This is a genomic window from Psychrobacter sp. ER1 (assembly GCF_048631835.1).
GTDB lineage: Bacteria > Pseudomonadota > Gammaproteobacteria > Pseudomonadales > Moraxellaceae > Psychrobacter.
Window position 1 is genome coordinate 742,775 of sequence record NZ_CP184640.1, and the last position, 16,271, is coordinate 759,045.

Annotated in this window: 14 protein-coding genes and 1 pseudogene; 11 read left to right on the plus strand and 4 right to left on the minus strand. The window is 41.7% G+C overall.

The genetic code is table 11. From position 1 onward, the window contains the following. Positions 1-111: 111 nt before the first annotated feature. Positions 112-1,268: pseudogene (gene queG, locus ACOBWA_RS03505) on the minus strand (tRNA epoxyqueuosine(34) reductase QueG). Between the two features lie 244 nt (positions 1,269-1,512). On the opposite strand from queG, the gene ACOBWA_RS03510 reads away from it, so the two are divergent. Together ACOBWA_RS03510 and ACOBWA_RS03515 are read left to right on the plus strand one after the other, a co-directional pair. Next, positions 1,513-2,421: an NAD(P)H-hydrate epimerase gene (locus ACOBWA_RS03510; protein ID WP_420230222.1), complete on the plus strand. Its 909-nt coding sequence runs from the start codon at positions 1,513-1,515 to the stop codon at positions 2,419-2,421. Between the two features lie 14 nt (positions 2,422-2,435). Further along, positions 2,436-3,335, plus strand: a complete 900-nt coding sequence (locus ACOBWA_RS03515; protein ID WP_420230223.1) for an NAD(P)H-hydrate dehydratase — start codon at positions 2,436-2,438, stop codon at positions 3,333-3,335. Between the two features lie 22 nt (positions 3,336-3,357). Here the strand turns inward: ACOBWA_RS03515 and ACOBWA_RS03520 are convergent, their stop codons facing one another. Continuing rightward, complete coding sequence (locus ACOBWA_RS03520; protein WP_420230224.1) at positions 3,358-3,855, minus strand: DUF4124 domain-containing protein; 498 nt, start codon at positions 3,853-3,855, stop codon at positions 3,358-3,360. Between the two features lie 974 nt (positions 3,856-4,829). On the opposite strand from ACOBWA_RS03520, the gene ACOBWA_RS03525 reads away from it, so the two are divergent. From ACOBWA_RS03525 to ACOBWA_RS03560, 8 genes are all read left to right on the plus strand, one after another. Further along, positions 4,830-6,542, plus strand: a complete 1,713-nt coding sequence (locus ACOBWA_RS03525) for an acetolactate synthase 3 large subunit (RefSeq protein ID WP_197411831.1) — start codon at positions 4,830-4,832, stop codon at positions 6,540-6,542. Then, positions 6,542-7,039, plus strand: a complete 498-nt coding sequence (gene ilvN / locus ACOBWA_RS03530; protein WP_057758828.1) for an acetolactate synthase small subunit — start codon at positions 6,542-6,544, stop codon at positions 7,037-7,039. Before ACOBWA_RS03525 ends, ilvN begins: the two co-directional genes overlap by 1 nt. A 134-nt stretch (positions 7,040-7,173) precedes the next feature. Next, the gene (ilvC, locus tag ACOBWA_RS03535) at positions 7,174-8,190 is read left to right on the plus strand and encodes a ketol-acid reductoisomerase (protein WP_102092529.1); all 1,017 of its coding nucleotides are present in this window, start codon (positions 7,174-7,176) and stop codon (positions 8,188-8,190) included. Positions 8,191-8,538: 348 nt separating this feature from the next. After that, positions 8,539-8,970, plus strand: a complete 432-nt coding sequence (locus ACOBWA_RS03540; RefSeq protein WP_101204855.1) for a hypothetical protein — start codon at positions 8,539-8,541, stop codon at positions 8,968-8,970. Positions 8,971-9,333: 363 nt separating this feature from the next. After that, positions 9,334-9,546, plus strand: coding sequence for a cold-shock protein (locus ACOBWA_RS03545; RefSeq protein WP_057758834.1), 213 nt, complete (start codon positions 9,334-9,336; stop codon positions 9,544-9,546). A gap of 265 nt (positions 9,547-9,811) precedes the next feature. Then, complete coding sequence (locus tag ACOBWA_RS03550) at positions 9,812-10,381, plus strand: DUF421 domain-containing protein (protein WP_420230225.1); 570 nt, start codon at positions 9,812-9,814, stop codon at positions 10,379-10,381. A 457-nt stretch (positions 10,382-10,838) separates the two neighbouring features. Beyond that, the gene (locus tag ACOBWA_RS03555) at positions 10,839-11,588 is read left to right on the plus strand and encodes an electron transfer flavoprotein subunit beta/FixA family protein (protein WP_057758837.1); all 750 of its coding nucleotides are present in this window, start codon (positions 10,839-10,841) and stop codon (positions 11,586-11,588) included. 152 nt (positions 11,589-11,740) lie between these two features. Further along, complete coding sequence (locus ACOBWA_RS03560; protein WP_414559108.1) at positions 11,741-12,673, plus strand: electron transfer flavoprotein subunit alpha/FixB family protein; 933 nt, start codon at positions 11,741-11,743, stop codon at positions 12,671-12,673. 206 nt (positions 12,674-12,879) lie between these two features. Here ACOBWA_RS03560 and ACOBWA_RS03565 read toward each other — a convergent pair whose 3' ends face one another. Further along, entirely contained in the window at positions 12,880-13,674 is a 795-nt protein-coding gene (locus ACOBWA_RS03565) for a TrmH family RNA methyltransferase (RefSeq protein ID WP_414559109.1), read from the minus strand. Between the two features lie 105 nt (positions 13,675-13,779). Further along, positions 13,780-14,763 (minus strand): class 1 fructose-bisphosphatase, encoded by a 984-nt coding sequence (locus ACOBWA_RS03570; RefSeq protein ID WP_420230226.1) that lies wholly within the window; start codon positions 14,761-14,763, stop codon positions 13,780-13,782. A gap of 389 nt (positions 14,764-15,152) precedes the next feature. On the opposite strand from ACOBWA_RS03570, the gene ACOBWA_RS03575 reads away from it, so the two are divergent. Continuing rightward, positions 15,153-16,226, plus strand: a complete 1,074-nt coding sequence (locus ACOBWA_RS03575) for an aspartate carbamoyltransferase catalytic subunit (protein ID WP_057758845.1) — start codon at positions 15,153-15,155, stop codon at positions 16,224-16,226. The last annotated feature ends 45 nt before the right edge of the window (positions 16,227-16,271 follow it).

A 16,271-nucleotide genomic window follows, 5' to 3' on the forward strand; every position in this document is an offset into this window, starting at 1 on the left:
ATTTTCAGTAAAAAAGCCTCTTATTGTTAAGAGGCTTTTTTATGTTGTACACTTCAAATAAACACTTTATCTCAGGAATATTTGATAGTCATAAAATAATTCGTTAATTGGTTAATTGGTTAATTCTAGCTTATTGTGCTGCTCAATTAGAGCCCATTCAATATGCTCATCTAGCATGTCATTATGTAAGGTCAATTTAGATTTTAACTGTTCGACTACTTCTAAGCTGGCATTAGCATTGCCAAGGCCGATAGCGATATTACGTAAAAATTCACATAGCCCGTGCGTCTTAGCGGACTACCTTGAGTGTTCTTCATAAAGTCGGCTTCTTGCCACTGCCATAGTTCAAGCAAGCTACTATTGTCTAATCCATGTCTTGGTGCGAAGTCATCAACGGTCGTAAGATTGGCATAACGATTCCATGGACAGATTAACTGGCAATCATCACAGCCAAAGACCCGGTTACCAATTGCGCGTCGATATTTGGTATCGATGACGCCATCATGTTCGATAGTCAAATAAGAGATACAAGCAGAAGCGTTGAGCTCATGGGGCGCTACAATTGCTTGAGTAGGGCATATGTCAATACAAGCGCTACAACTACCGCAATGCTCCTTGACTGGTTTATCGTCGGGTAGCTCAAGGCTCAAAAACAGCTCACCGAGTACAAAAAATGAGCCAGCTTGCTTATTTATAAGTAGTGTATGTTTACCTGTCCAACCAAGACCTGCTGCATCTGCAATCGGCCGCTCAAAGATAGGCGCCGAATCACTAAAAGGTCTAAACACAAATTCTTTTTCTGAACCGATATCCAAATGTTGCCATTCAGGCAGCATTGTTTCTATCTTTAAAGCCAATTGCTTTAAACGGCTACGCATTGTCTTATGGTAGTCGCGCCCTCTGGCATAACGCGCAATGATGCCTTTATTAGGATGGTCGTTATCACTGACAGCACGCGGTGTGGGTGCTTGAGTTAGATAGTCCATACGTACGCTGATGATGGTCTTTGCGCCCTCGACTAACTGATCAGGATGAGCGCGCAGATCATGATTATTATGCATAAACTGCAGCTGGCCCTCATAGCCTTTATCTAGCCACTTCTGTAGTTGTTCAATCTGCTGAGTAAACAAAGGATGATGCACAGATAGAAAACCACAATCAGCAAATCCTAGTGCCTGTGCTTGTGTTGTAATCCACTGCTTAACATCAGCTGTGGTTGCAAATACAGTTGGATTGGTAATGGTGATTTTGTTTTTATCAGTAGGCATAGAGAGTAGGTGCTCATTAGATGTTTTCTCATTTGTTTTAATCAGATTATTCATATCTGACAATCAGAGATAATGTAAATACGGCTATGATAAGCCAGTGAGCAATGAGTGCAAGTATAAAAGAAAATAAACTCACATTCATATTGATACATAAGTCGAGGTAAGCTTTTGCTAAGCTAATATGAGAAATGAGCAACCAAATTTAAATAAAATAAAAAATAAGTAGAAACACCAAGGATAAGTTATGAGAAATATTACCAATTTAACATCTATACCCAATACAAAACCTATTGCGCTATATAATAGTGAGCAGGTTTATGCGATGGAACAGGCTTGGTTTGCAGAGGGGTACGATAGTTTTGATTTGATGAAACAAGCCGCTTGGCAAATGACACAGCAAATAGAGCAGATTTATGAGCAAAGAAACGTCAGTACTAGCTATTCTGCCAATACTAATGTTTATCACCGTAGTGCTCATCCACGTCGAGCAAGTATCTGGGTAGGGAAGGGTAATAATGGTGGTGATGGTTGGCTTATCGCTCATTATTTGCAGCAAGCTGGCTGGCAAGTAGAAGTAATGACGGTTGGCTTTAGTAAAGATGATTTTGATCTCCATGATCAATCAGTAACTTCTAAAACTCCTAACAATGGAGACAGCGACAGTGAAAATATAGCGGACGCGACAAGGGCGTTACGAATAGCCCTAGCTAGCAGTTGTCACTATCAACTGTTTGAAGATATTATTAGTCACGATGATGCGGATAAAAAAGTTTTGCCAGCTGATATCTATATCGATGCATTATTTGGTATTGGCTTAGATCGTGCACCAGAGGGAGCCTATAAAGCAGCTATTAAAGCTTTTAATAACTTTACTCAGAAAAATAACACACTAGCAATAGCAGTTGATATTCCAAGTGGTTTAGTGGCTTCTACTGGTGAAGTGTTCGAGCGCATAGCAATACAAGCTGACGTGACTCTATGTTTGATTGCGCGTAAGTTTGGTCTGCATACTAAAGATGGTACAGATTATAGCGGAGATATAGTCGATATACCGTTGATACCTTATCAAATGGCGCTTCAGCAAACAGCCAGCAATCACACGATACCTGAAAAAATGCTAGCCAAGCATTTACGCCAGTTGCTACGCTGCTGACGGCTGCACATAGTATGAAGCCACGTCGCCAAAACAGCTACAAAGGTAGTTATGGTCATGTATTAATCATTGGCGGAAATCGCGTCGATGGCTCTCAAGGTATGGGCGGAGCTGCCATACTGTCTGCGGCCAGTACGATGGCGACAGGTGCTGGTAAAATAACGGTTGCCTGCCATGAGGCTTTTCATGGGTCACTATTGACTCCATTACCAGATGCGATGACCATTAATCTACATGACGCAAGCGGCGTAAAAGATTTAATCAAGCAGGCCAGTGTCGTTGCTATTGGGATGGGACTTGGCCGTGACGAAAAAGCCAAAGTATTATTTATTGATTATGTACAGGCTGCTATAGAGAATGAAAAATCAATAGTGATTGATGCAGATGGTCTTTATCACTTGGCATCACTGCACATGGGTAATCATGAGCTAATAACAAAGCTACGAGAATACAGTGCTAATCATCGGGTTTGCTTGACACCGCATAGTGGGGAAGCAGCTAGACTACTTGATCAAAAGATAAGTAAGATTGAGTCCAATAGACTACAAGCTATAAAACAGTGCGCTGCAACATATGGCGGTAACTGGATATTAAAAGGGGCAGGATCGCTAGTGCTAGAGCAAGAAGAGGGACAAGAGCAAATATACGTCTGTGATGTGGGTAATGCTGGCATGGCAACCGCTGGCATGGGTGATGTGCTATCTGGGGTGACTGCTGGACTATTGGCACAGCAAGATTTATCAGCAGAGGCGCGTAGCTTACATCAAGCGGTTCTTATACATGGGTTTGCAGGAGATGTATTAGTCAATCAAGCGAATAGCGACACCAATACATTGCTAGTGGGCCAACGAGGGCTACAAGCTCAAGATATGCCAGCAGCCATTCGTCACGTTATGCAGCTTATGATAGTTTAATATTTGCTTTTAAGAGATTTGACTAGGTAGAAGGGTTGGAGCAATACTGTGTAATCGCTTGCTGTACGCGCTCGCGCTTAAGCTCAATCTCACGACCATCTAGATACTGACGTTTACCGTTGGCATCCATCTCATAGATACGGCCGCCTACATTTAGGTTGGTCAAGTTATTACGTAATGACTGGCAGCGTTGGGCATTAGCCTGAGCTTCTTGTTCTTTAATACGTGCTTCAAGTGCTGCTACTCGTTGTTCTTCTGCAGTTTGAGCATTGCTGCTCTGGTTAGGATCTGTTTTTCCTGCCATTTGCCCTGCGTTGTTCTGTCTACCATCACTACGAAACTCAATCAGTTCGATATTTTTACCGACTTGCGGCGCATGTTGGCTATATTTTACTTCGCCATGTGCCCCAGTGGATTTATAAACTTGAATAGCCTGACTGGCATTCATGGACAGCATTAGCATACACGCGGTACTTATCAACAGTTTGGCTGCGGTATTTATCTTAGACGTATATGCCATAATAGCAATCCTCTTATGTAATAAAAATCAAATGTATATGGGTGTAAATATAACATTTGAGCGTTTAATTAGTAGTAATAATGTATCGACTATCGATTCTAGCAAATAATACTTATCAATGTATATTATTTAATAACTAATAGTTTGGGATAGGCTTTAGAAGTTTTTCTTGACAATAACTCGTAAACCATCGAATATAATAGCAGTTGATTGGTCAGTGAGCGGCTTTTACGATGTTGCCGTGGCACTTGAGAAAGAGAACTACAAGTTACTTATCGGTAGCTTACGCAGTTTTATTTCCTTTGTGATAATGATATAGCAAGCATAGTGGCACAACGACCACTATTGATAGCGATACATTGTCTCCGGACTTATCTGTCTACAATGACTAAGATAAACTTATTATTTGAAATGTGCTAAATGTGTTTTTAGCAGTTGTATCAAACGCTATATAATATGCCGTTAAGAGATTTCCCAAAGCCTATTGTAAGTTTTAAAAATCTTATAATTTAGTATTGGCCATGAAGTTTTTTTGCTTGTATATATCGATGCATCTGTACAAATAAAATCACAATAGGTACTTGCTAGTATCAAATCTCAATAATAAGCGTCTTCTTTTATAGATGCACTCGCATCTTGTCACTGTATATCGATAAACATCCATCACAAAGCTGACCTAAAATACACTGCTATGTTTGATTAGTATTGTCCTATGAGACAGTTTTAATTAAACCTATTGGGCAGATATTCTTGATATGGACAAGAATTAGCGATCATTCAATAAGTGAAAATAACGACGGTAAGTAATTATTTTTGCTCATAGAATCCCGCAAATTCTCGCCGCAAAAAAGGTGATGACAGTGACGCAAACCACGCAAAGTCCGAACATGACGGGACATACCCAAACGGGTAATGCCGCCAAAAATTTTGAACAAAAGCAACAACGTCTTGCAGAAGGTAGTGCACAGCCTGTGATGCTATCGGGCGCTGAAATGCTGGTGCAAGCACTGACTGACGAAGGTGTCGAATACATCTTTGGCTATCCAGGTGGCGCGGTCTTACACATTTATGATGCGCTGTTTCAGCAAGAAAATATTGAGCACATCTTAGTACGTCATGAGCAAGCAGCGGGCCACATGGCCGATGCTTATTCGCGAGTGACTGGTAATACTGGTGTCGTGTTGGCCACATCAGGCCCTGGTGCGACCAATACCGTGACAGCTATTGCTACTGCCTTTATGGATTCTGTACCAATGGTTGTAATCGCAGGTCAGGTACCAAGCAGCCTAATCGGTGAAGATGCTTTCCAAGAAACAGATATGGTAGGTGTATCACGTCCTATCGTTAAGCATAGCTTTCAAGTACGCCATGCTAGCGAAATTCCAATGATTGTGAAAAAGGCATTTTATATTGCCCAGACTGGTCGCCCAGGCCCTGTCGTCATTGATGTGCCAAAAGACATGACTGCGCCTAGCGAAAAGTTTGCTTATGAATATCCAGAAGAAGTATTTATACGCTCGTATCAGCCTTCACTCAAAGGTCATAGTGGTCAAATCAAAAAAGCCATTGAAACGCTATTAGCAGCGCAGCGTCCAGTTGTATATGCAGGCGGCGGTGTGATTTGGAGCAATGCGCACGAAGAATTAACAGATCTTGCACATCGTCTGAATTTACCAGTGACCAACACCTTGATGGGTCTTGGTACGTTCCCTGGCTCTGATCGTCAGTTCTTAGGTATGCTTGGCATGCACGGTACTTACGAAGCCAATATGAGTATGCACCATGCTGATGTGATTTTGGCCGTCGGCGCGCGTTTCGATGATCGTGTGACCAACAACGTTAAAAAATTCTGCCCTAACGCAACCATCATTCATATCGATATCGATCCTGCTTCGATCTCAAAAACGATTCTTGCGCACATTCCTATCGTAGGCGATGTGAAGTCGGTCTTAACGGACATGCTAGAGATTGTTGGTCAAGACAAGCAGTTAGAGCAGCACGCATTGCTCGATTGGTGGTCACAAATTAATGAGTGGCGTAAGCGTCATGGCTTACGTTATGACACCAGCACAGATAATGGTATTAAGCCACAAAGTGTCGTACAAGCTCTAGATAAAGTGACTAACAGCAACGCTATTATCACAAGTGACGTTGGTCAGCATCAGATGTTTGCGGCACTTTACTATACTTACAATGAGCCACGTCAATGGCTGAATTCAGGTGGTCTTGGTACCATGGGGGTTGGTCTGCCGTATGCAATGGCTGCCAAACTTGCCAATCCTGAGCGTGATGTGGTTTGTATCACGGGTGAAGGCTCTATTCAGATGAATATCCAAGAGCTATCAACCTGCTTGCAATATAACTTACCAGTTAAAATTCTGAACATTAACAATGCGCAGCTAGGTATGGTGAAGCAGTGGCAAGATATGCTGTATGAAGGTCGTCATGCCCAGTCTTATATGAACTCCTTACCAGATTTTGTCAAATTGGCTGAAAGCTATGGTCATGTCGGTATCAAAATTACTGACCCTGCGACTATGGAAGCACAATTGGCTGAAGCAATGGCTATGAAAGATAAACTGGTATTTATCGATGTTTACGTCGATCGTAATGAGCATGTATATCCAATGCAAATCGCTGGACAGGCCATGCGTGATATGTGGTTAACAAAAGGGGAGCGTACCTAATGCAACAACAACATCTGATTTCGGTATTGATGGAAAACGAAGCGGGTTCGTTGTCGCGGCTAGTCGGCTTGTTCTCACAACGTGGCTACAATATCGAAACTTTGAACGTCGCACCTACTGATGACCCAAGTATTTCACGTCTAACGGTTACGACCATTACGTCACCTGAAAGAATTGAGCAGATCACCAAACAATTGCATAAATTGATTGAAGTGGTTAAAGTGCTTAATCTGACGGAGAACGTGCACGTTGAGCGTGAATTGATGCTCATTAAAGTCCGTGCAACGGGCGGTGTGCGTGAAGAGATTAAACGTAGCGCAGATATTTTCCGCGCACAAATCGTCGATGTAAATTCGAACTTATATACGATTCAAATCGTGGGCGACAAAGCCAAACTTGATGGTTTTATCGATGTGATTGGCCGTGAGCGTATCATGGAAGTGGTTCGCTCAGGTGTTATCGGTATTGCCCGCGGTGAAAAAACCCTAAGCATTTAAGTATTTATCAAGACCAGTTTAAACCAATATTTATTTATCTAATCAACAAAGCGCTTATCTTAGTCATTATATTGACTACAGCATAAGCGTTTACTATCCATGGCAAGCCATGATTGAGAACAAGGACTCTATTTATGAACGTTTATTATGACAAAGATTGTGACCTATCTATTATCCAAGGTAAAAAAGTTGCCATTATCGGTTACGGTTCACAAGGCCATGCACACGCGCTTAACCTACAGGATTCAGACGTCGATGTAACTGTTGGTCTACGTGCAAACTCAGGATCATGGAAAAAGGCTGAAAATGCTGGTCTAAAAGTTGCTGAAGTAGAAGAAGCGGTAAAAGCTGCTGACGTTATCATGATTTTGACGCCTGACGAGTTCCAAAAAGAGCTTTATAATGATGTGATCGAGCCAAACATCAAAGAAGGCGCTACACTAGCTTTTGCTCACGGTTTCGCAATCCATTACAACCAAGTGGTACCACGTGGCGATCTTGATGTCATTATGGTTGCACCAAAAGCACCAGGTCATACTGTACGTTCAGAGTTCGCTAAAGGCGGCGGTATCCCTGATCTTATCGCTATCTATCAAGACGCTTCTGGTCAAGCCAAACAGTTAGCATTATCGTATGCTGCTGGCGTTGGTGGTGGTCGTTCAGGCATCATCGAAACAACGTTCAAAGATGAGACTGAAACGGATCTATTCGGTGAGCAAGCCGTACTTTGTGGTGGCGCAGTAGAGCTAGTTAAAATGGGCTTTGAGACGCTAACAGAAGCGGGCTATGCACCAGAAATGGCTTATTTTGAATGTCTACATGAGCTAAAGCTGATCGTTGACTTGATGTATGAAGGCGGCATCGCTGACATGAACTACTCAATCAGTAACAACGCTGAATACGGTGAATATGTTACTGGCCCTGAAGTTATCAATGAGCAGTCACGTGAAGCCATGCGTAATGCACTAAAACGCATCCAGTCTGGTGAATACGCGAAGATGTTCATCTCTGAAGGCGCAACCAACTATCCATCAATGACTGCGCGTCGTCGTAATAACGCTGATCATCAAATCGAAATCACTGGTGCCAAGCTACGTGGCATGATGCCATGGATCGGCGGCAACAAAATCATCGATAAAGACAAAAACTAAGTTTTATACCGATAAAAGTCTTATACCGATAAAAGTCTTATACCGATAAAAGTCTTATTCAGATAAAAATCTGATTTAGATAAAAATCTGATTTAGATGAAGTAGCCCGTGTTATCACTTGATAGCATGGGTTTTTTTATGCAAAGTATTTGATAGGCGCTTTGCGCTTTGATTTGAATCGGGGTTATCGGTTGAAAACTATTAATTGCTACCCAATATAAGCAGGCACCTTAACATTGGCCAAAGCGCCTTTGCGATCAACATTTATCATTGTTCTTACCCGTTTCTAAATATTCGAAGCGGGCGGATGCTTCATTCTCACTTTCTATAGATAATAGGTTGTATGCTGTGCAAATATCTTATTCAGACTGGCTAACGCCGCAATTCGTATATATTACTCTTAGCGCTGTGGTAGCAGTTTTAATTTGGATAGAAGGGGAGATGCTCAAACAGACCGATGGCAAACTGCCTCAATCTAAATTCTTCAAAGTCAGTTCATTGTTAGATACTCTATGGTTCTTCATATCAGTGGTGATTTTATACGTTATTGATTTGACCCCATTAGCTATCGCAGTGCCAGCAGCATATGGCATATACACGACCTTTGGCTGGATATATGGTACCAAGCTACTGAAGCGTAAAGGCATCCCTGACTCTCCTAAAGACTTGGTCATTCCAGCAAAATATATTGCCTACAGTCAGTCATTTTCATTGGTGTTTTTTGCGTTATGTTTGCTCGTATTGAGTTCAGCATGGTTACCAACATCACCATTGCAGTGATTGATATTCCAACCTACTATCATCTATGTCGACTTATTTAATTAGTGGTTTATTGATGAAGTTATGGTGCATTTATAAATAAAAACTATTTCATATCAATAAGATATGGATCTGATTAATATCGATGTTAGCTTGCAACAATAGTGAGTATTTATTTACAAAAATCAGCAATTTAGACTGTTCCTACCATAGAAAACTGTTATAATCAGACTGTACTCAAAATATTTGAGGCAAAAAATGCAAATTTTCTTTAAGATTATTTAGCATTTTTGGCCGCCGCATTTAGCAGAAAATATTAGGGTATATATCAATTAATCGGTGATGACACAAGTCTCGCCAACAGTTAAAGAGTCAGGAAAATTTATGTCAGATAAAGTTGAAGGCACTGTAAAGTGGTTTAATGAAGCTAAAGGTTTTGGTTTTATCGCTCAAGACAACGGCGGACAAGACGTATTCGCTCACTACAGCGCTATCCAAGGTAACGGTTTCAAAACTCTAGCCGAAGGCCAAAAAGTGTCTTTCATCTTAGGTGATGGCAAAAAAGGCCCACAAGCTGAGCAAATCGAAGCTATCTAATCTCATTTATTATTAGGCTAACTGCTTGCCAGTAAGCTTAATGACAATAAGATTATCAATACGCATTGATTACTTTGTTTGTTAAAACAATAAAAATACTGTATCGACTTTAAAAAGAAGCAACCTCTTATCAGGTTGCTTTTTTATGGGAGTTTTTGGTATGACAAAGTGTTGGTAATGTAAGGTACTATTGATTTTGACGGTCAACATCATCAGGTAATAACGAACAATGATTTAATAAAAATGTAATAGATAAGGTTGTATTATGAAGTGGGAAAATTGGCTTTCAATTGACTGGCAACAGGTGCTCGGGATTTCTTTATCTGCTGTAGGCTTTTATGTAGGGCTGATGTTGTTTACTCGATTGATGGGTTTACGCAGTTTTTCTAAGTTATCAAGCCATGATTTTGCGATGACGGTTGGTATTGGTAGTATATTGGCGTCGACAGTATTGTCAGATAAGCCATCTCTATTTCAAGGGTTATTCGCTGTTGCGGTATTATTCTTAATTCAGGGCGTTATTTCAGTTATCAGACGTAAGATCAAGCCGCTAAAAGCTTTGATAGATAATCAAGCTATTATCCTAATGGCTCATGGTGAGTATCTAGAAGACAACTTAAAAGAAGCCAATCTTAGTACTAGCGATGTCCAAGAAGTGCTGCGTAAAAATGGTATCAAAGCGAAAACAGAAGTGTTTGCAGTGATTATGGAAACGACAGGTGATATGAGTGTCATCAAGAATAATGATGTTGAACCTGACTGGTCTTTATTTGACGATATACGAGATAGCGAATTATTGCTTGGTGCTAGTAAGAATAGTAAGTCGCAGGTCTAGCCTGACTAATTAACTAACTATTCTTATCCGTTAACATCAAAGAGATAAATAATAACAAAATATTAAGTAAAGCTAAGGCTTAGAATGCTATAAAGGTACGAGTATTTTAAGCTACTGAACAATAAAAATCGTGAAACGATGTGCTTATAGAGTATTTATTATAGAGTGTTGACAAATTTATGACGCATTATTCACGGCGTTGTCTTGACCTTATCTGCCTGCTGACGCAAGATACATAGGTCTGATAATAACGGTTGGCTTAGCTTTAGCAGATTTCATTAGTAAGAGATACAATGCTAATATGCTCTTAGATATTGGCTCATCTTTCTTAGTTAACTATATTCTGTTGATGTAGTAATAACCTTGAGCAGTATTTTGAACGACAATTTGAACCACAACGAACCTTTGGTTCTTAACTGACAATTTTTAACTCATAACATTAATAAACGAGGAACGTATGAAAGCATTAGTAGCGGTCAAGCGTGTCATTGATTATAACGTAAAAGTTCGTGTAAAAGCCGACAACTCTGGCGTTGACTTATCAAACACTAAAATGTCAATCAACCCTTTTGATGAAATCGCAGTAGAAGAAGCGGTTCGCCTAAAAGAAGCTGGCGTCATTGATGAGATCATTGTTGCTTCAATCGGTCCAAAAGAGTCACAAGAGCAGATTCGTGCAGCCCTAGCGCTAGGTGCTGACCGTGGTGTGTTAGTCGTAAGTGACGAAAAACCATATCCATTACAAGTTGCTAAGATTCTAAAAAGTATCGCCGAAGCTGAAAGCACTGATATTATCTTATTAGGTAAGCAAGCGATTGATGATGACAACAACCAAACTGGTCAGATGCTAGCGGCATTGATGGGTATCGGTCAGGGTACGTTTGCATCAGAAGTGAAAGTTGAAGGCGACAAAGTAAACGTAACGCGTGAAATTGATGGCGGCCTACAAACTGTTGCTCTTGATTTGCCAGCGGTTATCACGACTGATCTACGTTTGAATGAGCCACGTTATGCTAAATTGCCTAACATCATGAAAGCGAAGAAAAAGCCACTTGATGAGAAAACGCCAGCTGATTTCGGTGTTGATATGACATCTAAGCAAGAAATTATTAAAGTCGTGCCACCTGCTGACCGTAAAGCTGGTATTACAGTAGGGTCAGTTGATGAGTTGGTCGATAAGCTAAGAAACGAAGCAAAAGTCATTTAATGTTTTAATGATTGGATGCTTCGCTACGGCATATCCTGTACAAGACTATGAATTTGACTGCTTTATCTTAGATTAAATGATAGTTGCTCAAATAGCTTTGTACACAAACAACCGCATGAATAGATAATACGAATATATAAAGGACTAAAACCATGGCAATTTTGGTATATGCAGAACATGACAATGCCAGTCTAAAAAAGGCAACTTTAAACACCATCGCTGCTGCTAAACAAATGGGTGATGATATCCATGTATTGGTTGCTGGTAGTGGTAGCCAAGCTGTTGCTGATGAAGCGGCAAAAGCAGAAGGCGTGACTAAAGTACTATTGGCTGACAATGCTGCTTATGAGCATCAATTGGCAGGTAACGTAGCGCTATTGGTTGCTGATATCGCTGGTGATTACAGCCATATCCTAGCGGCTGCGACCACGACTGGTAAAAACTTTATGCCACGCGTTGCTGCGTTACTTGACGTCAGCATGTTGTCTGAAATCTCAGGTGTGGTAGATGCGCAAACGTTTGAGCGTCCTATCTATGCAGGTAATGCGACAGCGACAGTAAAAACCACAGAAGACAAAGTGGTACTAACAGTACGCACTACGGCGTTTGACCCAGTGGCAAGCGAAGGCGGTTCAGCTACTGTTGAAACTATCGATAACGTACAAGAAACTGGTAAAGCTCGCTTCGTTAACGAAGAAATGGCTAAGTCTGATCGTCCAGAATTGACCTCAGCTGGTATCGTTGTTTCTGGTGGTCGTGCCTTGGCAAACGGTGAAAACTTCACCAAGTACATTGAGCCATTGGCTGATAAGCTAGGCGCTGCTGTTGGTGCATCACGTGCTGCTGTTGACGCAGGATATGTACCAAACGATATGCAGGTCGGTCAAACGGGTAAAATCGTTGCACCGCAGCTATATATCGCAGCTGGTATCTCAGGCGCAATTCAGCATTTGGCTGGTATGAAAGATTCTAAAGTCATCGTTGCTATCAACAATGACCCAGAAGCACCTATCGCTAGCGTTGCTGATTACTTCTTAGAAGCTGATCTATTTGAAGCATTGCCTGAGCTAACTAGCAAGGTTTAATATATAGTCACAGAACTACTAAACGGCTACGGCGTTACCCTCCTTAGATGTACTATTTGTACAATCTGCAGTCGGCTGCCTTGTATTCGTCTTAGACTTCTTTGACTATATCAGTAGTAGACAGATAATAAAAAACCCACTATTAAATGATAGTGGGTTTTTTTATGCTTGATAGATAGGGTTTTAATAGCAGGTATAAATGGACGCTAAGAGTATTGTCTTTGACGTAAGGTCTCATATAGACATAAAGACCCTGCAATCGCTACATTTAAGCTCTCTTGACCGTTTGGCTGCGGTAATGCTATCGGCGTGGCACATTGCATTAGCTCATCGCTAACGCCTTGACCTTCATGACCCATAATCCAAGCCACAGGCGCAGATAAATCGTGCTCGTAAATGATAGTATCTGTATGTGAGCTAGTCGCCAAAAGCGGCACTTGTACATGATCTAAAATATTTTGCGTACTCAAGCCTTCATAAATAGTCAGGGCAAACTGTGCACCCATACCTGCTCGTAGTGTCTTGGGAGACCAAGCTTGAGCGGTCGCACTGGTACATAGAATATTGCGGATACCGACGGCTGCTGCTGTACGTAGCAGCGTACCAACATTCCCGCTATCCTGCACGTCGTTCAAAATTAAGCAGTCCTCATCGATCATCGATAGGCTAGGCGTTGGCACTTTGATCACTGCCATGATATCGATGCCAGTACCTAAGCTACGAATACTCTCATAAAGTGCGTCTGACAAAGTAAAAATAGGCGTATAAGTGGGCAGGCGAGTCAATACCTGCTGAACTTCAGGGTGACTACGCGCTGATTCAGATAGTAGTATCTGAGCAAAAGGATAGTCACTACGTAGCGCAGCATCTATCAAATGGACGCCTTCTATGACTGTCTGACCGTTCTTCTTACGCTGGCGTGCTTGGGACAACAGTGCTTTTACAAGCTTCACTGTTGTGTTCTTATCTGAGGTAATCAGCTCGGTGGGATTTAATACCATAGTGGATCGCTTAGAGAAGGGTAAAGGAGTCGTTTAGATAACCAACACAATGCCTATTATTGATTTAGCATTATGTTGGCTACTCTTAACAGGTGCGTCAATCAATTATTTTTCAGAATAATTTACGTGTAAATCTTTCACATAATTGACTTCGTTTTTGCTACCGAGTACTACAGGAACACGTTGATGGATATCAGTCGGTTCGATATCTAGGATACGATTGACCGCGTCTGTCGCAGCACCACCGGCACGTTCAATCAATAGGCTCATTGGGTTGGCTTCATACATCAAACGCAGTTTGCCCGCTTTATGAGCATATTTGGTATCAAACGGATAAGTGAACAGACCACCGCGGCATAAGATGCGATGGACGTCACCAACCATGGCTGCTACCCAACGCGTATTAAAATCGCGTCCACGTACACCTGTTTCACCAGCGATTAACTCATCAATGTACTGTTGCATCGGTTCACGCCAGTAACGATAATTTGAGCTATTGATAGCATATTCGCTTGTATCGACATCGATTTGCACATTGTCTTCTATCAGCACATAGTCAGACGTCTCTGGATCTAGGCTAAACATCACGACTTTATCAGCGATAGTTAGCGCTAGGACAGTAGAGGTGCCATATAGCAAATAACCGGCTGCTAGCTGTTTATTGCCGGCTTGCAAATAGTCGCTGTTTTCACTGGTTTGACCTTGGCGATCATACGGTAAGATAGAAAAAATCGTACCTACAGCCATATTGATGTCGATATTTGATGAGCCATCTAATGGGTCAAATAGTACCAATAGGCTACCATCGTCATTAGCAGGGGTCGCGTCATCGAGCTCTTCTGACGCAACACCAGCACAATGTGTATTTTTTGCCAATGCATCTAGTAGTAGGTCATTGGCCAGTACGTCTAGTTTCTTCTGATCTTCGCCTTGGACGTTTTGATTACCTGCTTCGCCTAAAATATCTGCCAGAGCACCTTTTCTAAGCAGTTGTGAAATTGTCTTACCGACATCAGTGACAGTGGTAATCACGTCATTGAGTGCAGGGCTAGTGGCATGTTGGTTTAGATAGTCTGCTAAGGTCGTCATAAGGCTTCCTAATAAAGGGTATGGAAAATAAAAGAACGGATAGGTGTCAAAGTAAAGAAGTAGGTGGTATTTAGCACACCTGAAATAGGTAAATTCTTAAATAGCTAATACGGCATCTTTGTCCCGACCACAAAATCGGCTACACTATATCTATTGTTATTCATTTATAGTTTTGTCAGAATTATTCTCTATGAGAATACAGCATGTCTACTCACGCTTTCTGATTGTCTGCTGAGGCTATTTTTTGGTCGAATTTGATTACGGTAAATTGTAGCAAATAAGCGTCAAAATGTCCTTTGTATCTATGCCTATCAGTGATAAATGATCGAACAAAGATGAATAAGTGATTACTATAGACTCATATAAACCCACAATAAAGACTCGCCATTATGTCAAATTCTATCGATAGTAGCGCTACACAACCAGTCTCACCGACTGATTATGCAAAATTTGATCCCAGTACGATTCATCAAAGGCTCAATACTTCACTAAGTCGTCCGCAGCTCAACACCGATGGCAGTATCAGGCATTTCTTAGGTGTTGAAGGTCTTAATAAAGCACAGCTCAAAGCTATTATTGCAAAAGCAGAGACTTTCTTTGATGAAAATGGACAGCTAATCAATCGTCCTGAGTTAGACGGCTACACGGTCATGAATTTGTTTTTTGAACCATCGACTCGTACACGGACGACATTCGAGGTGGCAGAAAAACGTTTGGGTGCCAATGTACTCAATATCGATATCGAACGTTCTAGTACCAAAAAAGGCGAGAGTCTGCGCGATACGTTGTGGAATCTACAGGCTATGACCGCGGATATCTTTGTAGTTCGACATTCAGCATCAGGTGCCGCGCATTTTATGGCGACAGAAGTGACGCCTGATATCGCTATTATCAATGGCGGTGATGGCTGGCATGCGCATCCCACTCAAGGAATGCTCGACATGTTGACCATTCACCGTGAAGCGCCGCGCCCGTTTGAAGAGCTGTCTATCGCAATCGTTGGTGATATTAAGCACTCACGCGTGGCACGCTCTGATATCAGTGCATTGCAAACACTAGGTGTGACAGACATCCGTGTTTGTGCGCCGCGCACTTTACTGCCAAAAGGTATTGAGCGTTTTGGCGTGCAAGTATATGAAAACATGGACGAGTGTGTCACCGACTGTGATGTGATCATGGGATTAAGAATACAAAATGAGCGTATCGGTTCGCCGCTATTGGCATCCTCAAGTGAATACTATAAGCATTATGGAATCACGCCAGAGCGAGTAGCGCTCGCTAAACCTGATGCACTAGTGATGCATCCGGGGCCGATGAACCGCGGTGTTGAGATTGCCTCTAGTGTGGCTGATGGCGCGCAATCCGTTATCTTAAAGCAGGTAAATAACGGCATTGCCATTCGCATGGCAGTCTTATCACTTGCGATGGAAGGTCAACGCGCTCATCAAGCGGCTGGCAAATAATAGGCTGCCGAGCGACTTATTCTCATTTATTTCATTTTATTGATA